Source organism: Streptomyces sp. NPDC002324 (genome assembly GCF_053593335.1).
This window is the reverse complement of the sequence record NZ_JBSFCF010000029.1, coordinates 80,413-97,728: the sequence shown is the minus strand read 5'-3', so window position 1 is coordinate 97,728 and position 17,316 is coordinate 80,413. Positions and strand designations below refer to the sequence as shown.

The 17,316-nt window shown below is 60.1% G+C and carries 21 protein-coding genes, 12 tRNA genes and 1 pseudogene; 15 read left to right on the top strand and 19 right to left on the bottom strand.

The features are described from left to right. Positions 1 to 28: 28 nt before the first annotated feature. The 19 genes from ACWCRJ_RS31095 to ACWCRJ_RS31005 all read right to left on the bottom strand — a co-directional run bounded on the left by ACWCRJ_RS31095 (position 29) and on the right by ACWCRJ_RS31005 (position 7,080). Entirely contained in the window at positions 29 to 1,069 is a 1,041-nt protein-coding gene (locus tag ACWCRJ_RS31095) for a hypothetical protein (protein WP_450942415.1), read from the bottom strand. A 17-nt stretch (positions 1,070 to 1,086) separates the two neighbouring features. Next, the gene (locus tag ACWCRJ_RS31090; protein ID WP_450942414.1) at positions 1,087 to 1,680 is read right to left on the bottom strand and encodes a hypothetical protein; all 594 of its coding nucleotides are present in this window, start codon (positions 1,678 to 1,680) and stop codon (positions 1,087 to 1,089) included. A 68-nt stretch (positions 1,681 to 1,748) separates the two neighbouring features. Further along, a complete protein-coding gene (locus tag ACWCRJ_RS31085) occupies positions 1,749 to 3,173 on the bottom strand; it encodes a phage portal protein (RefSeq protein ID WP_450942413.1) in 1,425 nt (474 codons plus the stop codon). Positions 3,174 to 3,176: 3 nt separating this feature from the next. Further along, positions 3,177 to 4,739: a hypothetical protein gene (locus tag ACWCRJ_RS31080; RefSeq protein ID WP_450942412.1), complete on the bottom strand. Its 1,563-nt coding sequence runs from the start codon at positions 4,737 to 4,739 to the stop codon at positions 3,177 to 3,179. A gap of 14 nt (positions 4,740 to 4,753) precedes the next feature. Then, the gene (locus ACWCRJ_RS31075) at positions 4,754 to 5,179 is read right to left on the bottom strand and encodes a phage terminase small subunit (protein ID WP_450942411.1); all 426 of its coding nucleotides are present in this window, start codon (positions 5,177 to 5,179) and stop codon (positions 4,754 to 4,756) included. Then, positions 5,176 to 5,337, bottom strand: coding sequence for a hypothetical protein (locus tag ACWCRJ_RS31070; protein ID WP_450942410.1), 162 nt, complete (start codon positions 5,335 to 5,337; stop codon positions 5,176 to 5,178). The genes ACWCRJ_RS31075 and ACWCRJ_RS31070 overlap by 4 nt, the downstream gene beginning before the upstream one ends. A gap of 57 nt (positions 5,338 to 5,394) precedes the next feature. Beyond that, a tRNA-Pro gene (locus tag ACWCRJ_RS31065) sits at positions 5,395 to 5,470 on the bottom strand. Positions 5,471 to 5,623: 153 nt separating this feature from the next. After that, positions 5,624 to 5,696: transfer RNA gene (locus ACWCRJ_RS31060), tRNA-Trp, on the bottom strand. A gap of 63 nt (positions 5,697 to 5,759) precedes the next feature. After that, positions 5,760 to 5,832 (bottom strand) — tRNA-Lys (locus tag ACWCRJ_RS31055). Between the two features lie 4 nt (positions 5,833 to 5,836). After that, positions 5,837 to 5,909 (bottom strand) — tRNA-Met (locus tag ACWCRJ_RS31050). Positions 5,910 to 5,913: 4 nt separating this feature from the next. Then, positions 5,914 to 5,985 (bottom strand) — tRNA-Gln (locus ACWCRJ_RS31045). Between the two features lies 1 nt (position 5,986). Next, positions 5,987 to 6,061: transfer RNA gene (locus ACWCRJ_RS31040), tRNA-Asn, on the bottom strand. Positions 6,062 to 6,066: 5 nt separating this feature from the next. Then, a tRNA-Val gene (locus ACWCRJ_RS31035) sits at positions 6,067 to 6,139 on the bottom strand. 1 nt (position 6,140) lies between these two features. Beyond that, positions 6,141 to 6,211: transfer RNA gene (locus tag ACWCRJ_RS31030), tRNA-Ala, on the bottom strand. 82 nt (positions 6,212 to 6,293) lie between these two features. Next, positions 6,294 to 6,366, bottom strand: a tRNA-Asp gene (locus ACWCRJ_RS31025). A 4-nt stretch (positions 6,367 to 6,370) separates the two neighbouring features. Beyond that, a tRNA-Glu gene (locus ACWCRJ_RS31020) sits at positions 6,371 to 6,443 on the bottom strand. Positions 6,444 to 6,500: 57 nt separating this feature from the next. Beyond that, positions 6,501 to 6,575, bottom strand: a tRNA-Ile gene (locus tag ACWCRJ_RS31015). An 89-nt stretch (positions 6,576 to 6,664) separates the two neighbouring features. Beyond that, positions 6,665 to 6,738: transfer RNA gene (locus ACWCRJ_RS31010), tRNA-Phe, on the bottom strand. Continuing rightward, positions 6,739 to 7,080, bottom strand: a complete 342-nt coding sequence (locus ACWCRJ_RS31005) for an HNH endonuclease (protein WP_450942409.1) — start codon at positions 7,078 to 7,080, stop codon at positions 6,739 to 6,741. 485 nt (positions 7,081 to 7,565) lie between these two features. On the opposite strand from ACWCRJ_RS31005, the gene ACWCRJ_RS31000 reads away from it, so the two are divergent. From ACWCRJ_RS31000 to nrdJ, 15 genes and pseudogenes are all read left to right on the top strand, one after another. Beyond that, positions 7,566 to 8,057, top strand: a complete 492-nt coding sequence (locus ACWCRJ_RS31000) for a hypothetical protein (RefSeq protein ID WP_450942408.1) — start codon at positions 7,566 to 7,568, stop codon at positions 8,055 to 8,057. A gap of 565 nt (positions 8,058 to 8,622) precedes the next feature. Beyond that, on the top strand, positions 8,623 to 9,420 hold the full coding sequence (locus ACWCRJ_RS30995; RefSeq protein ID WP_450942407.1) for a RecB family exonuclease: 798 nt from the start codon (positions 8,623 to 8,625) through the stop codon (positions 9,418 to 9,420). Between the two features lie 131 nt (positions 9,421 to 9,551). Then, entirely contained in the window at positions 9,552 to 10,385 is an 834-nt protein-coding gene (locus ACWCRJ_RS30990) for an AAA family ATPase (protein ID WP_450942406.1), read from the top strand. 37 nt (positions 10,386 to 10,422) lie between these two features. Continuing rightward, complete coding sequence (locus ACWCRJ_RS30985; protein ID WP_450942405.1) at positions 10,423 to 10,770, top strand: hypothetical protein; 348 nt, start codon at positions 10,423 to 10,425, stop codon at positions 10,768 to 10,770. Further along, entirely contained in the window at positions 10,770 to 11,204 is a 435-nt protein-coding gene (locus ACWCRJ_RS30980) for an endonuclease VII domain-containing protein (RefSeq protein WP_450942404.1), read from the top strand. Before ACWCRJ_RS30985 ends, ACWCRJ_RS30980 begins: the two co-directional genes overlap by 1 nt. Beyond that, positions 11,197 to 11,478, top strand: a complete 282-nt coding sequence (locus tag ACWCRJ_RS30975; protein ID WP_450942403.1) for a hypothetical protein — start codon at positions 11,197 to 11,199, stop codon at positions 11,476 to 11,478. The genes ACWCRJ_RS30980 and ACWCRJ_RS30975 overlap by 8 nt, the downstream gene beginning before the upstream one ends. A gap of 48 nt (positions 11,479 to 11,526) precedes the next feature. After that, complete coding sequence (locus ACWCRJ_RS30970; RefSeq protein WP_450942402.1) at positions 11,527 to 11,835, top strand: hypothetical protein; 309 nt, start codon at positions 11,527 to 11,529, stop codon at positions 11,833 to 11,835. A 123-nt stretch (positions 11,836 to 11,958) separates the two neighbouring features. After that, positions 11,959 to 12,168, top strand: a pseudogene (locus ACWCRJ_RS30965) (hypothetical protein); the annotation flags it as partial. Positions 12,169 to 12,184: 16 nt separating this feature from the next. Next, the gene (locus tag ACWCRJ_RS30960; RefSeq protein WP_450942401.1) at positions 12,185 to 12,883 is read left to right on the top strand and encodes a topoisomerase; all 699 of its coding nucleotides are present in this window, start codon (positions 12,185 to 12,187) and stop codon (positions 12,881 to 12,883) included. Beyond that, a complete protein-coding gene (locus tag ACWCRJ_RS30955; protein WP_450942400.1) occupies positions 12,880 to 13,290 on the top strand; it encodes a DUF3310 domain-containing protein in 411 nt (136 codons plus the stop codon). Before ACWCRJ_RS30960 ends, ACWCRJ_RS30955 begins: the two co-directional genes overlap by 4 nt. Then, positions 13,287 to 13,553 (top strand): hypothetical protein, encoded by a 267-nt coding sequence (locus tag ACWCRJ_RS30950; protein WP_450942399.1) that lies wholly within the window; start codon positions 13,287 to 13,289, stop codon positions 13,551 to 13,553. Before ACWCRJ_RS30955 ends, ACWCRJ_RS30950 begins: the two co-directional genes overlap by 4 nt. A gap of 1 nt (position 13,554) precedes the next feature. Then, positions 13,555 to 13,932 carry a hypothetical protein gene (locus ACWCRJ_RS30945; protein WP_450942398.1) on the top strand — a complete coding sequence of 126 codons (378 nt, stop codon included), beginning with the start codon at positions 13,555 to 13,557 and terminating at the stop codon, positions 13,930 to 13,932. Next, entirely contained in the window at positions 13,929 to 14,738 is an 810-nt protein-coding gene (locus ACWCRJ_RS30940) for a metallophosphoesterase (RefSeq protein ID WP_450942397.1), read from the top strand. The genes ACWCRJ_RS30945 and ACWCRJ_RS30940 overlap by 4 nt, the downstream gene beginning before the upstream one ends. Then, a complete protein-coding gene (locus ACWCRJ_RS30935; protein WP_450942396.1) occupies positions 14,735 to 15,286 on the top strand; it encodes a hypothetical protein in 552 nt (183 codons plus the stop codon). Before ACWCRJ_RS30940 ends, ACWCRJ_RS30935 begins: the two co-directional genes overlap by 4 nt. Further along, positions 15,283 to 17,277: a ribonucleoside-triphosphate reductase, adenosylcobalamin-dependent gene (gene nrdJ, locus ACWCRJ_RS30930; RefSeq protein WP_450942395.1), complete on the top strand. Its 1,995-nt coding sequence runs from the start codon at positions 15,283 to 15,285 to the stop codon at positions 17,275 to 17,277. The genes ACWCRJ_RS30935 and nrdJ overlap by 4 nt, the downstream gene beginning before the upstream one ends. Positions 17,278 to 17,316 lie beyond the last annotated feature (39 nt).

The following is a 17,316-nucleotide window of genomic DNA, read 5'->3' as shown; positions in this document are numbered from 1 at the left end:
ACGGTAGCCAGAGGCAACAGGGGCCTCCTTACGCCGCGTTGTGCGTCGAGATCAGAGTCTCAACGCTCTGAGCAACAACAAGCTGCTCCGGGCGGATTACCTTCGCGTCGTAGATGACACGGCTCTTGATGGCGTTGGTGAACTTCGCCTCTGGCTGGTACGCCTGCATCTCCGCGAACGGAACGATCAGCGAAACCGCAGCAGTGGAGCCCATGAACATGTCCACCGAAGAGAAGTCGGTGTGACGGTTCTTGACCAGCTTCTCAGTGCTCCGAGTGTGGGAACCGAGGGTGTTCGCAACGCGCACCGGGACACCAAGGATGGTGCCGATAACGCCCGTTGGCATAACCGCGCCACCACCGAAGTGCGAGGCGTCGATGAACTTCGGGTCACGCAGAAGCGCAGAGCGCAGCTTCGGAGAGATGAACAGGAAGCGATCCTGTGGAGCACCCTTGATGTCGAGCTTTTCCAGCATCGACACAACGAAGTCGTAAACCGAGATGTCGATACCCGCCGAGAAGTCCCCGTCAACGACCTTGTCAATGGAGCCGTGCAGAGCGGGCAGGCCGGAAACGGTCGCGTTCCGGTCCTCAGCGCCGTTCAGGTCCTTGCCGGCCACAGCCGCAAGGATGGTCTTCGCAATGAGCGAATCCATGGTGTTCGCCAGAGTGCGAGCACGCTGCTTGACCAGGTTCGACATGAGGTCAATACCGGTCTTGGTCTGGAGCTGGTGAAGGTTGTCAAGCTCCAGGTGGAAGCTCGAACCCTTGGCAACGGTCATCTTGATGTACTCAAGTGCCGCGTGGTCCGCCGTACCGATGGAACCGTACGCCTTGACGATTCCCTTATCCGTCACGGTGTCAACGAAGTGCGGGATTCGCACAACGTCGCCCTCACGCCGGAACTCGCCCTCATACTGGCGATTCACGATCTCCGGGGAACCGAGTACAAGATTGTCGTCCAGATCCTCAAGGAGCTGAGAGACCCAAATCTCGGGGATGAAATGGCCGCCTGCGGCCTGAAGTGCACCGGCACCAGCGTTGTTACCGGCCTGAGTCGTAAAAGTCAATGTGGTACCTCTTTAGGTCAGAGGTCCCCCTTCATCAGTGCATCGAGCTTGCCCGCCTTACGGGCAGCGGAAATTTCCTGGGGGGACATTCGAGAAAGGGCGTCACGGCCGATCTGTCCGGCTGCGTAGGAACCGGAATCGCCCTGACGGCCAAGGCCAATCCCCTGGGCAAATTCGGGGGCATTGGACGGCTTGGGAAGGGACCCCACGAATGCCTTGATTGCCTCGGCGTTCACTCCTCCGTCAGCACCGATAAAGGCACTGGTGTTGAGGAATTCCGGGCTCGGCAGGGTCACGCCGGCAGTCGCCGCCTGCACACGAAGCTCTGCATCGACCAGTCGAGTACCGACCTCGGAGAGAGCCGCGTTGCGCGCCTCTTCCTTAGCCTTCTCAATGGCCTTCTCTGCGTCCGTCATGGACGCTTCCTTGAGCTTCTGAAGCTCCGCGCTGGTGTCGTTCCAACGCTTCTCGTTGGTGCGAGAAAGGTTCTTCCACTTCTCCACCTCGGCCTGAAGCGTTTCCGCGTCAGGAGTCGCAGGAGGAGTTACCGGAGGAACCGGAGGGGTTGCAGGGGTCTGCGGGGTGTTCTGATCGTTCGTGGTGTCGTCCATTGGGAGCCTTCCATTTCGGTGGCATCAAAAAAGGCCCCCATTTCGGGAGCCGTCCTTTGCTGATTGGGTCATGCAGCCTTGCGGGCTGCGTTCCCCGAGTTGCCCTGTGGGGCCTTACGAGCTTGCTTCTCGTTGGCCTTAGGATCGTTGGGCTGTTCCGGCTGAGGGGCCGGGTACTTCTCCGCCAACTCCATTGCGTCCTTGGCGTCTTGCTCCCGCATTGAGCGGAAGCGCTCGATCTGCTGTGGGGTATAACCCGCATCAAGAAGGAGCTGATCTCTGGGGGCACCAAGCAATTGGCGCTTGAGGAGAGCGTCCATGTGCTGTGCTTCGGTTCTGTTCTCGGGATCACGCCAGATGACCTCAGCCCCGAAGGCATCGGCTCTCTTGTCGTCCATTACCCGGAAGGCCAGGCGCATTACGCGCTCCCAAGCCTCACCGAAATGCAACATGCGCTCTCGCGTCTTGGCTATCAGTCCAGCCTCAGCAGAGGTGATGGACTCGCCAGACGGAGCCGTACCGCCGTTCAGAAGGAAGTAATGGAACGGGATACGGGAAATTGAGGCCATATGCTGAACCAGCATGTTGACCAAGTTCACGTAGTTCTTGAGGTCAGCAGCCTCGAATTGGCCAAATTTCACATCGGGTGATTCAGCCTGAAGGAGCTTGTCCACTGCGACCTTGTAAGGCTCGACAGGTCGGCCCTGCTCGTCCTCCTGGATCTCAAGACCAGTGACGTACCGCTGTGGCCATGCCGCGTACTCAGAGGCCACGAGGGCGTCAGCCACGGTCTTATTGATCGCGTCAGCAAGGGGGATGATGACCCCAAGGTCCGAGATGAACGGACCAGTGAGGCGGGACCTGTTCGGGATCGGGATGACGGGAGGTTCGCCAAGCGGGTTGGGAGTCTCCTTGTAGTCACCCCAAGCCCCTGTGAGGCCGGTTCCCGTGTAGACGTGGCCGTTCCACCAGAGAGTGACGAACTCCCTGCCCCAGTCGTCCGTGTAGAACTTGGCTGCGGCCTCGATGTCCCAGCGACTTCCGGGCCGGTACTGGACCACCACGTTCTCAGCGCTCTCGATGCTGATAGTCGGCTGGCCGGCAGCGTCAGCCCAAACGATGGCGTACGAGACTCCGTGAACCATGGCGTCCAGGTGGGCCGCGTTCGACTCTGCGTCCAGGTGGTTGCGCTGCCAGATTTCGCGGGCGTCCTTGTCTCCGCCAGGCTCATCCGTCATTTGGAAACCGTCGATGAACATTCGCTCATTGACGCTATCGACGATGAGACCGCAGAAGTTGTCTGACCAGCCCTCAAAGAGACGGCCGAACTCGCTCTGATACTTGGCCTGAGCGAACACCATCTTCTGATGCTTGCCGTCGTAGTAATCCGAGCAGAAACGCAGGTAAGTGCGTCGCCTGAGGAGTTTGCTGTGTAGCCAGTCGACCCAGCCCGAAGGCGTGTTGGGTGGAGACCCAACTTCGATATCAGCCAATGGCTACCACCCCACTACTCGTGACCTCCGGATTTGCATACGGCCATCAGCAATGGCGTCTGCTCTCGCCTCCAGGGCGAGCACGGCGCATACGGCAAGGTCGATCTTCCTTTTGGATCTCGGGCTGTCCTTCTGAATGAGGAGGCCCTGAGGCACCTCACGGGTCACGGCATTAAGAACGTGCCGTGTAAGGCGCGGGTCTCCGTCGTGCTTCAAGTCGCCTACCATTGCGGCAGTGCGGAAACGTTCGACGGCTTGGACCATGCGTGTTGGCTTGTTGGTCCAGAACTCAAAGACGTAGTCCTCGCCATGTTCAATGGACCAGCGGCCGATGTTCTCTTGCCAGTAAGGCGGGTCACCGTAGAACCACTCAACGCGGTACGTCTTGAAGGCCGTATTCACGGCGGCCTCTACGGAGAGAACGTCAACTTCCCAGTCGTCGGGAGCGTGCTCAGGACGCTCCCAGACACCGAGGACGAACAGCTTGGCATCACGCAAGCGCGCTCCGACAAGGCCCGTAGCGTCACCGCGGATCGATCCGTCAAAGCCGATGGCTATTTGATCGCCCGGCTTGATTGGATCGTCTTCGTCCAGGCACGCATCCCACTCGGCCTTACTCATCCAGCCGTCGCTACTTTCAGCGATCTGGTTGAAGAAGAACCGGCAATAGGTGCTGTCTGGAGTCGTACGGTCAAAGAGGATCGTCCTCGTGAGACCTTCGATATCCGCCCACGAGGCGTCACCGTATGCCTCTATGAGGGCAGCACGAACCAAGGCTTCATCTCGGATGTCCTCAAGTTCAAGCGAACCCTCAAGGCAGTCGTACAACCAATATCCCTGAGAGACCATCTCACTCTCGTGAATGATCTGAGCAACGCTGTCCTCGTTAGGGTTGTACGCGTTCGTTGTCGAGACCCAGCGAGAGCCCGCCTTGGTGGTCTTTTCGATATTCCGCTTCAACGTCTGGAAGAAGTCTGGGCCCCCATTCGAAGAAACCCAGTGATGGCATTCGTCCATCAGGCAAAACGATGGTCGATTTCCTTCGTTGGTGCGGCCGGCAGTGGCCTTAGGTTTGATGCTTCCGGGCTTGCCAGACTTGAACTGGACGACCATCTTTCCGATATCCAGGCCGTAGATCGCTTCGGCTGGAGACTCCGAGAGCATTCCTCGGATCATGTCCATCGTCTGTTCCGTCTGGTCCAGGGCAGTAGCGCCAACCTGAACCACCGGAAGCGGGACGGACTTACCGACTGGAAGGCCGAAGGCGTCCCAGTGAGAGAAACGGCATGGGCCTAGGAATTCGACAATGGCGAGGGCCGCCAAGAGCGGCGTCTTTCCCCATCCCTTGGCGCGCCGAAGAGTGGCCGCGCTGTACTTCCACGTTCCATCCGGGTTGATGGCGTAGAACCACAGCACAAAGCGCAATTGCTCAGGCGTGAACTTCCACGACTCACCCGCCGTGTCTCCGTCAGGCTGGACAATGAACTTCTGAGCCCATCGGATGATGCCGTAACCAAGCGTCTCGTTCGGCTTTGGGACCCCTGCGGGCAGGTTGCCTGTCTGCAAGGATCACCGCCTATCTAGGAGCCGTTCAGCAGCTTGTAAAGCTCCTCGTCCATGTCGACTTCCGGAGGGGCCTCAGAGGGCACCGCGGATTCGTTCTCTTCCGTCTTGTCAAAGGTCATTCGGAGCCTGGCCCTGTCCTCGACAGTCGCGCCCCACTTGGCAACCCGCTGCCGGATCTCCCCGGCTAGTTTCAAGTCGCCCTTGAAAAGGCCGTCAACGAGCTTTGCCGTCAGCTCAAGCTCAGCCCAGTCGGTCTCAGTCCAAGCGGCTGTCTGTGGTGCAGTGCTCCACGTCCGCCAAAACCTCTTGGCTCCGGGAGTCGTGATCCCGAGCCCCTTCGGCAGCTCACGGCCGGGCTGGGGTTCAGCCGGCAACGTCTGTGCGTGCTCGTGGACGTTGCGACGCTGGGCGTTCTCCTTGGGTGCGGGACCCCTGGTCATCGGAGCTGCACCCCCGACACGTCCAGGTCGTACAGGTCCGCCAGGTCCTCAAGCTCAAAGATCGCGTCCTGACGCCAACTGGTCTTGCGCTGAGCCCGGTTGGGCTGGTCGGCAGCACGGAGGCGAGGGCCCTCGGGCTCCTCCTGGGCGTCGTACATTGGTGCACCACTTCCTTGAGGCAACAACAAAGAAGGCCCCTCCTCGGGGGCCTGGCATGGTCTAGTCGGCAGGTCTCGAACCTGCGGCCTCCGCATCCCAAATGCGGCGCTCTACCTACTGAGCTACGACCAGAGGAACCCACCACCAGGACCGAGCTGGTGTCTGTGGGCCTGCACCGATTTCCCCAGCGCTGTATGTCTGGGCCACCTCGTATATGTGCCACGGTGGTGTTGCCGCGTCATGACCGCGAGTCGGTCAGTCGGTCAGAGGAGACGGCAACCAATGCTGAGCCGGTTGGATTCGAACCAACATCCCCCGGTTTTGGAGACCGGTGCTCTCCCAATTGAGCTACGTCCCATTGTGCGAGAACCCTCTACACGAGGGCCGGGGAGTGTATGCCCCGCTCACGTCCCGCACTCCGTGAATCTGGTAGGACTCGAACCTACGGCCAGAGGATTAAGAGTCCCCCGCTCTACCAACTGAGCTACAGATCCAGAGTGGCGAGAGCCGGGCTCGAACCGGCGACCTCCGGGTTATGAGCCCGGCGCGCTACCAACTGCGCTATCCCGCTACAGCTCCCCGTCAAGGACTCGAACCCCAACTTCCGGGTCCAGGGCCCGGCGTGCTGCCAATTGCACTAACAGGGAATGGCTGACATGGCTGGACTCGAACCAGCAACCCGAGCATTAACAGTGCCCTGCTCTGCCATTGAGCTACACGTCATTGAGTTGGCCCGGTCGGACTTGAACCGACAACACCCGCCTTGTAAGGGCGGTGCTCTTCCCATTGAGCTACGCGCCAGTGGATCGTGTCGGATTTGAACCGCGACTTCTCCTTGCAAGGGAGACGTGTTACCGCTACACCACACAACCCGAGTTCCGGACGGTCATAACGCGTAGCCGGTTACGCGGACGGGCGAGTTTAGACGTAGGAGTGTTGCCGTCATCACTCCTAGCGCTTCCTACCGGATTCGAACCGGCAGCCTTCCGCTCGACAGGCGGGCGCTCTGGCCGTTGAGCTAAGGAAGCATGAGGCGCGTTACGGGATTCGAACCCGCGTCGCCTCCCGGAAAGGGAGGAGTTCTAGACCGCTGAACTAAACGCGCGTCTCCTCCATCACCTGATCAGGGCGAGTTTCAGAGACAGGGGAGCTACCCCATCTGTTGACCATCCAGGATTTGAACCTAGGACCCCCGCCTTATCAGGGCGGTGCTCTAACCAGGCTGAGCTAATGGCCAAAGAACAGGTGCACGCCAGGTAAGTCGTGCTTTAAGCCCTCACCAAAGGGTGCCTGTCTCTCCCGTGTTAACGCGGCACGGGCACCTCGTCGACCCCACTGGATTCGAACCAGTGACCTCCGGGATTTCACTCCGGTGCTCTACGCGACTGAGCTAGAGGCCGTTACCGCTGCCGGCGGTCCTGTGCCGTCTTCTCTCGGTGGCACGTGCGACAGAGGGTCTGTGCGTTGTCGAGCGTCCAGGTTCCGCCCTGGGCGATGGGGACGATGTGGTCGACCTCCAGTGCCTCACGCTCACCGCAGTGGACACATGCGAACCCATCACGAGCGAGAGCCCGTGGCCTGATGCGGCGGTCCCATACTCGGCGGGCTGTATCCCGGAGCTGGTTCCTCGCGCTGGTCCTGGACCAAGGCCGCTCAGCGGGAGCGTGTGTGTCGCACCTGCCCTGACGTGTGGTTCTCTGTGTGCAACCGCCTACGAGGCAGATGGATGCAGCACGAGGCATGGCCACCACCCCTCTTCGGTCGTACGTTCGAACAGCTTCGGACAGGTTGGTAATGCTTATGTCAACACGCTTGGTGGTGGCCCCGGAGGCTTCTAGTCTGGCGCCGGGGCCACCTGCCCCGCCTGGCTCTCTACCTGGGCTGACCGCCAGCAGGGAGACTCAACAGAGGGGGAAGACCTTCTGAACAGGAACTAGACGGACTACATCAATCCGATTCCTGGAACAGAGCTTCGTTACTTACAGTAGTATTAGAGTCACTGAATCAACAGCATCAGTTGTCTTCAACTCTCACTGTGTATGTACGTGTCCTCTCGGCCTGGATCGGACACCAAGTGACCCGCCTGAGACCTAGATCACACCAGTATCAAAGTGCGGTGTGTAGTGGCTGGTGGGCCCGCTAGAGTAAGCACGCTCTCCATGCTTCTACCCGCTGGAGGTTGCCCAGTGTTAAGCGACAGGCCCGACTGACCAATAGAGGATGGGAAATGAGAAAGCCGATTCTCCCCGGCGATACTGAGCTTCTGAAGCTCGAAGAGGCTGGGCTCACCCATTCCGAAATTGGTAAGCGGTACGGCGTTAGTCGGCAGGCCGTCACGAAGCGGTTCAACGCCATGGGGAAGTACGTCCGTGCGGCATATCGAGACGCGACGGCTGTACTGCCCTGGGATCTGGCCAGCCACCCGGCGAGAGACTCACTCAGGAAAGATGAGTCATTCATGGGCCTCAGGGCCTTCGTGCGCGAGCAGATGGGCGCCGAGGTCTCGGAGAGGTCGGCCCTGGCGCTGCGGACCTTCCACAACCACATCAAGGCTGGAGAGGTTCTAGACCTGGACCCTGTCCAGGGTGCTTGCTGGGTCCGACGCGAGGACGAGCGGGACGGATCACTCGTCATCCGATGGCCCGAGGGCGTTCCAAGGGACGAGCGGACTGCCCTCCTCCACTACACCCCAGCTCAGAGCGGTGCTACCGCTGAGTAGTTGAGGACGCAAGGACCGCAAGCGCGCAAGGCCCGAAGCAGGTATGACCTGCACGGGCCTTTTTTGGTTGTATTGAGTAGATAACGCTTTCCTGTGATCCAGGCCACATCAATTTTCACATTTGCTTCACGCGTTCACAGGCGTACGCTCGTGGTCACGGACGGTCGTTCGTACGGACGTTCGAGCAAGGAGCGGGGAACGGGGAAAGGCGTGGTGCTCATGATCACGGGGGCGGCCTGCCGGTGGCAGACGCATGAGGAGCTGCGGTCAGCCATCGCGCGGGCTCGGGTCGTACAGCGGGCGGAGGTCTACACATCGGATGCCCTGCGCATCCTGCGAGTGGCGACATTGACGGCCGGGTCGTACTTCATCGTCACGGAGTCGGATGCGATGTGCGATGAGGACTACACGGCGCTTCATGGGATCGAAGCCGAGATGATGGCGCCCTGGCGTAATCGGGTTGTGGAATCGGACTACTACGGTCACCCTCACAAACGGTTTCCGTTGTCCAGCAAGTTCGGGGTACACGTAGTGCATCCCGAGTTCCAACCCGAATGGAAGGCCCATGGTCGACCGATTTTCGGTAGTGGCAGGCATGACACGTTCTGTCAGTCAAGCCGAGCAGTACCTAGACAAGTGTCCAAAGCAGTATGAGCTACAGCGAATAGAGCGGGTCCGTCCTCGCCCCGCTGCCTGGTCTCATCAAGGATCGGCATTCCATGCCGCCATCGAGACCTACGAGGAAGGCGGGAGAAGGCTCACCGCGGATCAGGTCGCGGATCTCTTCCACGACGATTACACGAGGCGGGTCAATGGGAGCCTCAAGGAAGAGTCGAACCTTGACCACTGGATGACCGCCGGCACCGATGGGCAGTCGGACATTGAGGCCCGGTACGTCCTCGGGATGGAGCAGACGAGGGCCTACGTCAGGTGGGCCGAGGAGCACAAGCCCTCCATCTGGAAGGACCCCGCCGGCAAGCCCGGCATCGAAACGCACTTGACGGCTGACATCGGTGGTGTCACTGTCCAGGGCTACGTGGACCAGCTCCTAGACCGGCCTGACGGCTCGGTCAGGGTGCGGGACCTCAAGACTGGTTCAACGAAGAGCCGGTTCCAGCTCCAGACGTACGGCGTCCTGGCGCGCAAGGTTCTGGGGGTGGAAGTCAATGACGCAGATTGGTACATGGCGAAGACGGGTGGCTTGTCTCGGCCTGTGGACCTGACGGGAGTCTCTGAGGACGAAGTTGCAGAGCGTTTCGTCAAGATGGATCAGGGCGTGAAGGCTGGGGATTTCCCTGCCAAGCCGGGATTTCACTGTAGATTTTGTGATGTCTCCCACGCCTGTTCCTTTCGCCGCAGGTAAAAGACTGTTGCTCAGGTGAGTGGCATGTGCATAGTCTCTAACTAGCAAGACGCGCCCCATCCGGGGCCTTTTTAAGGCTTCGTAAGTTGCCTGCCGGGTGGGGCGGGTGGCGCGGAAAGGAAGGTGAGCCGTTGTTCTCCCTTGCGCAATCGGTGAGGATTCGGGGGGCCGCTGGCGAGCCGATTCCGCACACGTTCAAGTCCCTGAGGCGGCTAGAGGTCGAGTTCCGACGTTCGGAGCTGTCCCTTGTCGTCGCGGGGCCTGGTACGGGTAAAAGTCTCTTCGCGCTGTTCCTTGCGATGACGGCCAATGTCCCTGTGCTCTACTTCTCCGCTGACTCAAGCTCCGCAACTCAGGTATCCAGGGCTACGGCCATGCTTACCGGAGAGGACTCCAAAACCGTCAAGCGGGCCTTGACGGAGGGGGATTTCTCGGAGTATGAAACGGCTCTAGGAAAGCGCTGGTGGACGAGGTTCAACTTCTCCGCTAGGCCGACACAGCAGGAGATTGAAATTCATCTCCTGTGCTATCTGGAGGTCTACGGGTGTACGCCTCATCTGCTCGTGGTGGACAACGTGACGAACGTCGACACTGGAGTTGTGGGAGACGCGGAGAGCTTCACTTTCGGGCTGGAGGGCCTGTGCGAATATCTCGACGACATGGCGAGGGCGACAAGCGCTCATGTGCTCGGTCTCCACCATGTGACAGGTGAACACTCGGATGGCCTCAAGCCCATCCCGCTCAGCGGCGTAAAAGGCAAGGTACACCGCGTACCGTCGCTCATCCTGACCATTCACAAAGAGGTTGACGGAATGAACTCCCGCATCCTTCATGTGAGTCCGGTCAAAAATCGAGAGGGATTCGAGGACTCCTCTGGGGGGACCTTCGCGAGCTTCCGACTCAATCGCGCAAACCTGCGTTTGGAGGAGCTTGACGAGGAGCTTCCGGAATCTTTCGCTAGCTAATAAGTTGCCTGCCGGGTATGAAAGGCGTACCTTGAAAATGGAAAGCGTTGCAGCAGTTCAGAGCATCAGGGGCGGATTCAAGGCTGAGCGTGAGTTCGGCTTCGCGCTTCAGGGTCGGTTCCCTGGTCTGGATCTGTCGGAGGTGGATACCGAGGGTGTTGCCATGGTGATTCAAATTGGTGACGCGAAGCGGCTGAACCTGCACCAGCTTTCCAGGGTCCTCGTGGGGGCCGCCAAGGGGGGAGTGAAGACCGCAGTCATCAACTTCCCTGGTAGGGGGCTGAGCACGGCAATCCCGCTGTTCAACCTCTTCGCCATGGTGGACGAGACCGCCCGACTCAAGGAACTCCGGAAGCTGGAGGCGGCCATCAGGACGGGGGTCTAATGGCCGAACCCCGCAAGGGATTTCGGGAGTGCACGAAGTGCGGGAAGAACAGAGCTGAGAGGTTCTACACACCTCGGGGGAAGGTCTGTTCTTCCTGCCGCAAGACCAGTCGCCGGCAGGCGTCGCGCAATGCGCGACTCCAAGCAACCTACGGGTTGTCTGCCGAGGACTATCAGCGCCTCTTCGAGGCGCAAGGGGGCAAATGCGCGATCTGCCTAGAAACGCGTAAGACAAATTTGGCCGTGGACCACTGTCACAAGACAGAGGCGGTTCGCGGCCTTCTTTGTGCCCGCTGCAACAGCCAGCTCCTAGCACGGGGGGCTAGGGACCGGCCAGAGGTATTGCGGCGGGCCGCCGATTACCTAGAGGACTTTCCGGCTTGGAAAATCCTCGGACCTCGCTACACATACGACAAGGGGAATGACGATGGCTGAGGCGAAGAGCACCACCATTGAGAAGCAGGTAACCGAGAAGAAGCAGGTTCCGGCCATCACACTGACTCTCTCCATCGAGGAGGCCGAGGCGCTTCAGGCGCTCGTGGGCCGCGTCTCTGGAAGTACCTACGCCTCCCCGCGCAAGCACACGGACGCCATTTACATTGCGCTCGACCGAGCGGGCGTGAGCACCTACGCCAAGCCGGTCAGCCGGCAGATCGAGGGTTCCCTTCGCTGGCTGGTTGAGCCCAAGGCGAAGTCCCCCCGCTTCTAGAGCGACGACAAGTCAGTTACACCCCAACTAACACCCCAAGGAATCAAAATGGCTGAGGCCAAGCGCACGATCATCGAGCAGGAAGTCACCGAGACCAAGAAGGTGCCGGCGGTCACTCTGACGCTCACCGTCGAGGAAGCAGAAACGCTGATGGCGGTTGGTGCCAAGGTCGGCGGTGACCGTTACACCAGTCCCCGCAAGCACTACGAGGCGGTTACCAAGGCTCTGCGCAACGCTGGTGTACGCGACTTCACGGCGAGCGGTCCGCACCCGTACAAGCACCTGGAGCCGTACTCGCCGGGCGTGAACTTCAGCGAGAAGCCGACTCGGAACAGCAGCTCTGCGTTTCGCTTCTGATGAGCGACGCGAACACAGGCTCTGCCTCGTCGTACTCCCGTCAGTGGCGCGGTAACTACCACATGTGGCAGGCCGCAGCCCGAAAGTACGAATTCCCGGTGACGCGCTACAAGGTGGGTCCCAATGGTGAGCGACAGCTCATCGAAACCACCGATCGCTAGAGTCCTCGCCCTTTACTACGGGTTTGAAACGAAGGCAACGAGGGGGCGAGTGAAAATCGCTTGCCCCCTCCCTTCACATCCGGACTCGAATCCTTCAGCGTCGGTGGATCTCGATAGAAACCGATGGAACTGCTTCGCCTGCAATCTAAGCGAAGACAGCTATGCCGTGATCATGAGGGAGGAAGGAATTGGCTTCCCTGAAGCCAAAGAACACGCACGTACCCAACTCGGTGGAGATAGCCAAGCGATATCACCAGAGCTACAAGGGGAGTCCGGCCGAGGAGTACGTAGCGGCTCGGGGGCTCGCCAAGGTCGCAAGCAGTTTCGGTCTGGGCTACGTCGGTTCGGCGATACCTGGTCATGAACGGTACGCGGGATACCTGGCCATCCCCTATATCCGCCCTGCCGGCGGAGATGACGGGGTTGCAACCGTTCGCTTCCGGTGCATCGCAGATGAGTGCGTGAAGGACTCTGACGGGACGTACTTCTTCCAGAAGGGCGAGAAGGAAAGGCACCAGGAGCACGGGAAGTACAGGAGCCTTCCGGGGGACCCTCCGAGGCTCTACAACACTTCGGCCCTGATCGAGCCCAGCCCGGTCCTGGTGGTGGTTGAGGGCGAGTTCGACACTCAGTCCTGGGCTCTGGCTGGAATCCCATCCGTGGGCGCCCCTGGCACTGGTACATGGCGCGACTACTGGACTCCCGCACTGCTGGGATACGAGACCGTTTTCCTCATTGCTGAGGATGATCCTGGCCTTGTCTTCATGGATGAGCTAGCGGCCGATATACCTAACGGCAAGGTCATCAAGATGACCGATAGCCGTGACTCCAATTCAGTCCTTCTCAACTTCGGCCCTGAGGCCCTGATGAAGCGGATCGGCCTGTGAACAAGGTAGGCGACAAGGTACTAATCCAGACTGGCGAATACTCCGGATATCGCGGGCGGATCGCCAGTGTCCAGAATCCTTCCCAAGCCTTCCCATACGCCTACTACGTGAAGGTGTTTGCTCCGGTTGTCCGCTACCTCTGGTTTGCGGAAGACGAAGTGAAGGCGGATCTCGTGAAGAGCGACCCGATAGGCCAGGCGGATTCCGTCAACCACCCGGCGCATTACACATGGCTTCCGAACGGCCTTGAGGTCATCGACCTCACGGAACACATGAACTTCAACCGGGGCAACGCAGTCAAGTACATCGCTCGTGCCGGACGGAAGTCCAAGACAACCGAGCTTGAAGACCTCAAGAAGGCCGCTTGGTACATCACTCGGGAAATCTCTCGACTGGAGAAGTCATGAAGCGCTTTGCTCTCGTTCTCGGGGCCGCTATCGCGGCCCTTTCTCTTTCCGCGTGCAGTGCAGTGACCGAGCAGTGGAATGACGCTCCGGTCCAGTACAAGGACGACGGCCCGGCGGTTATTCACTCCATGCCGGACGGCTTCGCCAACTTCGCCAGCAAGTGTGACGGCTTCGGCCATCGTGTTTTCACTACCAGGGGCGGCGAGTCCGGAAAATCCGTTGCCGTCATGGCAGATCCGAAGTGCTACAAGAAGGGCAAGTGAAGTGATCACCACCACTGACGCTCAGGTTATGGCGACGCTCAAGCAAGTTGTTTCCGAGCGCCCCGAGTACACGTACTCGGCCCCGGAATACATGGTGGTCGGGGAGGACGCCCCTGCGAGCTGTTTCTACGTGCACGTGGGCAAGGACGGTCAGTCCGTTAGCGCGGGCTGCGGAGTCGGTGAGGTGTTTCACCGCCTGGGGGTGCCTCTTGAAGAGATGCGCCGATACGAAGGCCAGACCTCGCTACAGATGATCAAGCACGTAATCAGTGGGGTCACCCGCGAGACAGCGAACAAGCTGCGGATATTCCAGGCGGAGCAGGATTCACAGCGTACTTGGGGTGAGTCCTACGTACGAGCGACGGGGGAGACCATTTGAAGCGTGTAGTCGTCGTCAGTGACCTTCAGGTTCCGTACCACGATCAGAAGTCCCTCAACAATCTCATCAGCTTCATCGGGGACTATCAGCCTGACGAGCTGTATCAGATCGGGGACCTGAACGACTATGAAACTCCCTCGCGCTGGAACGAGGGAACCCGATACGAGTATCAGCAGCAGGTCAAGACCGAGTCCGAGAAGACGAAGCGGGCTGTATTCGAGCCCATCAGGGCTGTGTACGACGGGCCCTTTGGGATCTTGGAAGGCAACCACGACCTTCGGCCGCGAACGTACCTGAGTGCCAAGGCTCCTGCCCTGGCCGAGTACGCAAGCGACTTCCACTTTTCCAAGCTGCTGGACTTCGACGGCTTCGGTATCTCGCTCACTCCACCGTTTCACCGGGTGGGCCCGGACACCGGACTCATCCACGGTCATGAGATCAAGGGCCTGTCGAGCATCGCGGGCACGACCGCCTACGGTCATGCCAGCAAGGCGACCATGAATCTCGTCATGGGCCACACTCACAGGCTCGGCGTCCGCCGGCACGGCCCTTCGCATCTCGGGGGAATGCGATGGGGCTTCGAGGTGGGGCACCTCATGGACCCAAGGAAGGCTCAATACCTTGGTCCTGGTGCAGTGGCCAACTGGCAAGCCGGTTTCGGCATTCTCTACGTCGGTGACCACGACGTATCCCCCTACCCCGTAGACATTCGTCGAGACGGCTCTTTCGTCGTGGAAGGCGAGCGCTACGGCAAGCTCGTTCGTGGCGCCGGGGGGCGCTTTGCAAAGAAGGGGGACACCACGTGACTGAGATCGACTGGGCTCACGTGGCGGAGATCGCAGACAAGACGGCTCGGTCAATCGCCTCAGCCTGGAGCGTGGTTGAGAAGGACGATGTGAAGCAAGCAATCCTGCTTCACGCCTACGAGCGCCGAACGCTGATCGAGGCCAACTACACCGACACCTTCCTTTGGCTGTTCGCCAAAAAGGCGGGAACGCAGTATGCCTCAAAGGAACGGGATGCGCGAGACGTTGAGGATGGGCGCTACTACTACACGCCCGACGAAGCGAAGTTGGCGCTAGCTACTTTCGTTTACAGCGACGAAGAGCTTGGCCAGATGCTCGGCAAAGAGGATGACCTTCTCTCCTGCCGGATCACAGACAACGTCGTCTCTGCCCGGCTCGATGCGTCCTTGGCACTCAACAGGCTCACCCAGAGCCAACGAGCCGTACTGATGCGGCGATACGTCTACGGAATCCCTCCGAAGGACGACACGGAGCGCAAGGCAAGCAACCGCGGCCTTGATGCCCTCGCCCGTCAGATGAACCGCGACCTACGAAAGGTGACTGCATGACTTTTCCAACCGACACGGCAAAGACCGTGTATGAGCGGACGTACTCCCGAGTGAAACCGAACGGCCAGCAGGAAACTTGGAAGGAGACCGTTGAGCGTGTCGTAGACGGCAACCTTGCCCTTGTCCCCGAGCGGTACGTAGAGGACGGGGAGCGGGCGGCGCTGCTCGACCTGATCGGCAGCTTCCGCGTGCTGCCGGCGGGACGGCACCTCAAGAGTTCGGGGGTCGCACCCTTCGCCCTGAACAACTGTTGGGCGGCAGGCTGGGACGCGAAGCGCCCTGAGGAACACTTCACGTTCGCGCTCCTCCGCCTGGCGGAGGGTGGGGGTGTCGGTGCCAACTACTCATCGAGGTACTTCGAAGGCTTCCCCGAGCTGGTCATCCCGGTAGAGGTTCACATCGTCTGCGATCCGGACCATGCGGACTTCCTCGACCTCGTTGAGGCTGGGCTGATCAGCACCGAGTACAGCCACGAGTGGACCGGGGCCTATCAGGTCCAGGACAGCCGCGAGGGCTGGGCTGAGGCCCTGGGCGACCTCATACGGACCGCCCACGACCCTCAGACGCGTCACGCAGCTCGGGTCTACGACGTGAGCCGTGTACGGGCTAAGGGAACGCCCCTGAAGGCGTTCGGGGGCACGGCCAGCGGTCCGGAGCCCTTCGGGCGGATGCTCAAGGCCGTGGGCCAGGTGCTCAAGGACGCACACGGGCGCCAGCTCCACGGCATCGACGCCATGCGGATTGACCACGAAATCGCTGAGTGCATCGTCTCTGGCGGCGTGCGTCGGTCGGCCCGCATGTCGATCATGCATTGGCGTGACCCGCTCATCTGGTCGTTCCTGCGGATCAAGGCGGAGGGAGGTCACTGGACGACCAACATCAGTGTGGAGATTGACGACGAATTCATTCGTCTTCTCCGCAAGATGTCGAGTCCGTCTATGCCGATCCTTCGGGAGATCGCTGCCGGAATGCTCAGGAATGGAGAGCCCGGAGTTTGGAATTCGAGTCTGACGGCAAAGGGGGAGGTTGACGGGACGTACACCACGAACCCTTGTGGCGAGGCAACATTGACTCCCTGGGAGCCCTGCAACCTCGGAAGTGTGAACCTCGGTGCGTTCGTGGACAATGACGGGGAGATAGACGACGAGGGCATTCGGAAGGCTCACAGGTATCTCACTCGGTATCTGATCCGGGCCACCTTCGCCAAGGTTGCTGACCCGAAGTCTGCTGAGGCTATCGCCAAATACCGGCGCATCGGTGTAGGGCATCTAGGGTTCGCTGACTTCCTGGTGAAGATCGGTGTGAAGTATTCCGAGGCGGCCAGGAAGGGTGTGGACTTTGAGCTAGACATCATGGCTCAGACAGTCACCTTTGCGGCTCGGGAGTATGCCAACGAGTTGCGGATTCCTGTCCCGATCAAGACGCGTGTGATCGCCCCTACGGGGACGACCAGCAAGCTCGCCGGCACCAGTGGCGAGGCAGTTCACGCGCCATTCGCAGGGTACTTCAAGCGCCGTATCCGCTTCTCTGACCTTGAGCCCTCTGAGAAGGCTCAGGTGGAGGAGTACCGGCGCAAGGGCTACCACGTGGAGCCCGACAAGAACGCGGCCAACACCTCTGTTGTCACCATTCCGACGAAGGACCCGCTTGTTGAGATCGGAGGCGAGAACTTCCAGCACGCTGGAGACCTCAGCCTTCGGGACATGCTGTCGGTCCAGGCGCTCTATCAAGAGCACTGGGCGGATCAGGCGGTGTCGTACACGGTGAACATTGACCCCAACGCATATTCGGTTGACGATCTCGTTGAGGCTCTGGTGCCCTTTCTCCCGAGGCTCAAAGGGACCACGGTATTTCCGGAGCTTTCCTTTGAGCAGCCGCCTTACGAGCGGATCACCAAGGAAGAGTACGAGGAGCTTGCGAAAGCCGTAGGCATCGAGACCTCAGACACCTCTTACGACGAAATGTGCGCCTCGGGCGCTTGCCCGATCTAGGGCCCTCTTCATGCCCAGAAAGTTGCCTGCCGGGTAACG

Coding starts and splice junctions, on each gene's coding strand:
- nrdJ (WP_450942395.1), top strand. CDS start 15,283: ATGACTTTTCCAACCGACACGGCAAAGACCGTGTATGAGCGGACGTAC.
- ACWCRJ_RS31070 (WP_450942410.1), bottom strand. CDS start 5,337: ATGTACGACGCCCAGGAGGAGCCCGAGGGCCCTCGCCTCCGTGCTGCC.
- ACWCRJ_RS30950 (WP_450942399.1), top strand. CDS start 13,287: ATGAAGCGCTTTGCTCTCGTTCTCGGGGCCGCTATCGCGGCCCTTTCT.
- ACWCRJ_RS30995 (WP_450942407.1), top strand. CDS start 8,623: ATGGTCGACCGATTTTCGGTAGTGGCAGGCATGACACGTTCTGTCAGT.
- ACWCRJ_RS30970 (WP_450942402.1), top strand. CDS start 11,527: ATGGCTGAGGCCAAGCGCACGATCATCGAGCAGGAAGTCACCGAGACC.
- ACWCRJ_RS31005 (WP_450942409.1), bottom strand. CDS start 7,080: ATGCCTCGTGCTGCATCCATCTGCCTCGTAGGCGGTTGCACACAGAGA.
- ACWCRJ_RS30985 (WP_450942405.1), top strand. CDS start 10,423: ATGGAAAGCGTTGCAGCAGTTCAGAGCATCAGGGGCGGATTCAAGGCT.
- ACWCRJ_RS31000 (WP_450942408.1), top strand. CDS start 7,566: ATGAGAAAGCCGATTCTCCCCGGCGATACTGAGCTTCTGAAGCTCGAA.
- ACWCRJ_RS31075 (WP_450942411.1), bottom strand. CDS start 5,179: ATGACCAGGGGTCCCGCACCCAAGGAGAACGCCCAGCGTCGCAACGTC.
- ACWCRJ_RS31090 (WP_450942414.1), bottom strand. CDS start 1,680: ATGGACGACACCACGAACGATCAGAACACCCCGCAGACCCCTGCAACC.
- ACWCRJ_RS30975 (WP_450942403.1), top strand. CDS start 11,197: ATGGCTGAGGCGAAGAGCACCACCATTGAGAAGCAGGTAACCGAGAAG.
- ACWCRJ_RS30980 (WP_450942404.1), top strand. CDS start 10,770: ATGGCCGAACCCCGCAAGGGATTTCGGGAGTGCACGAAGTGCGGGAAG.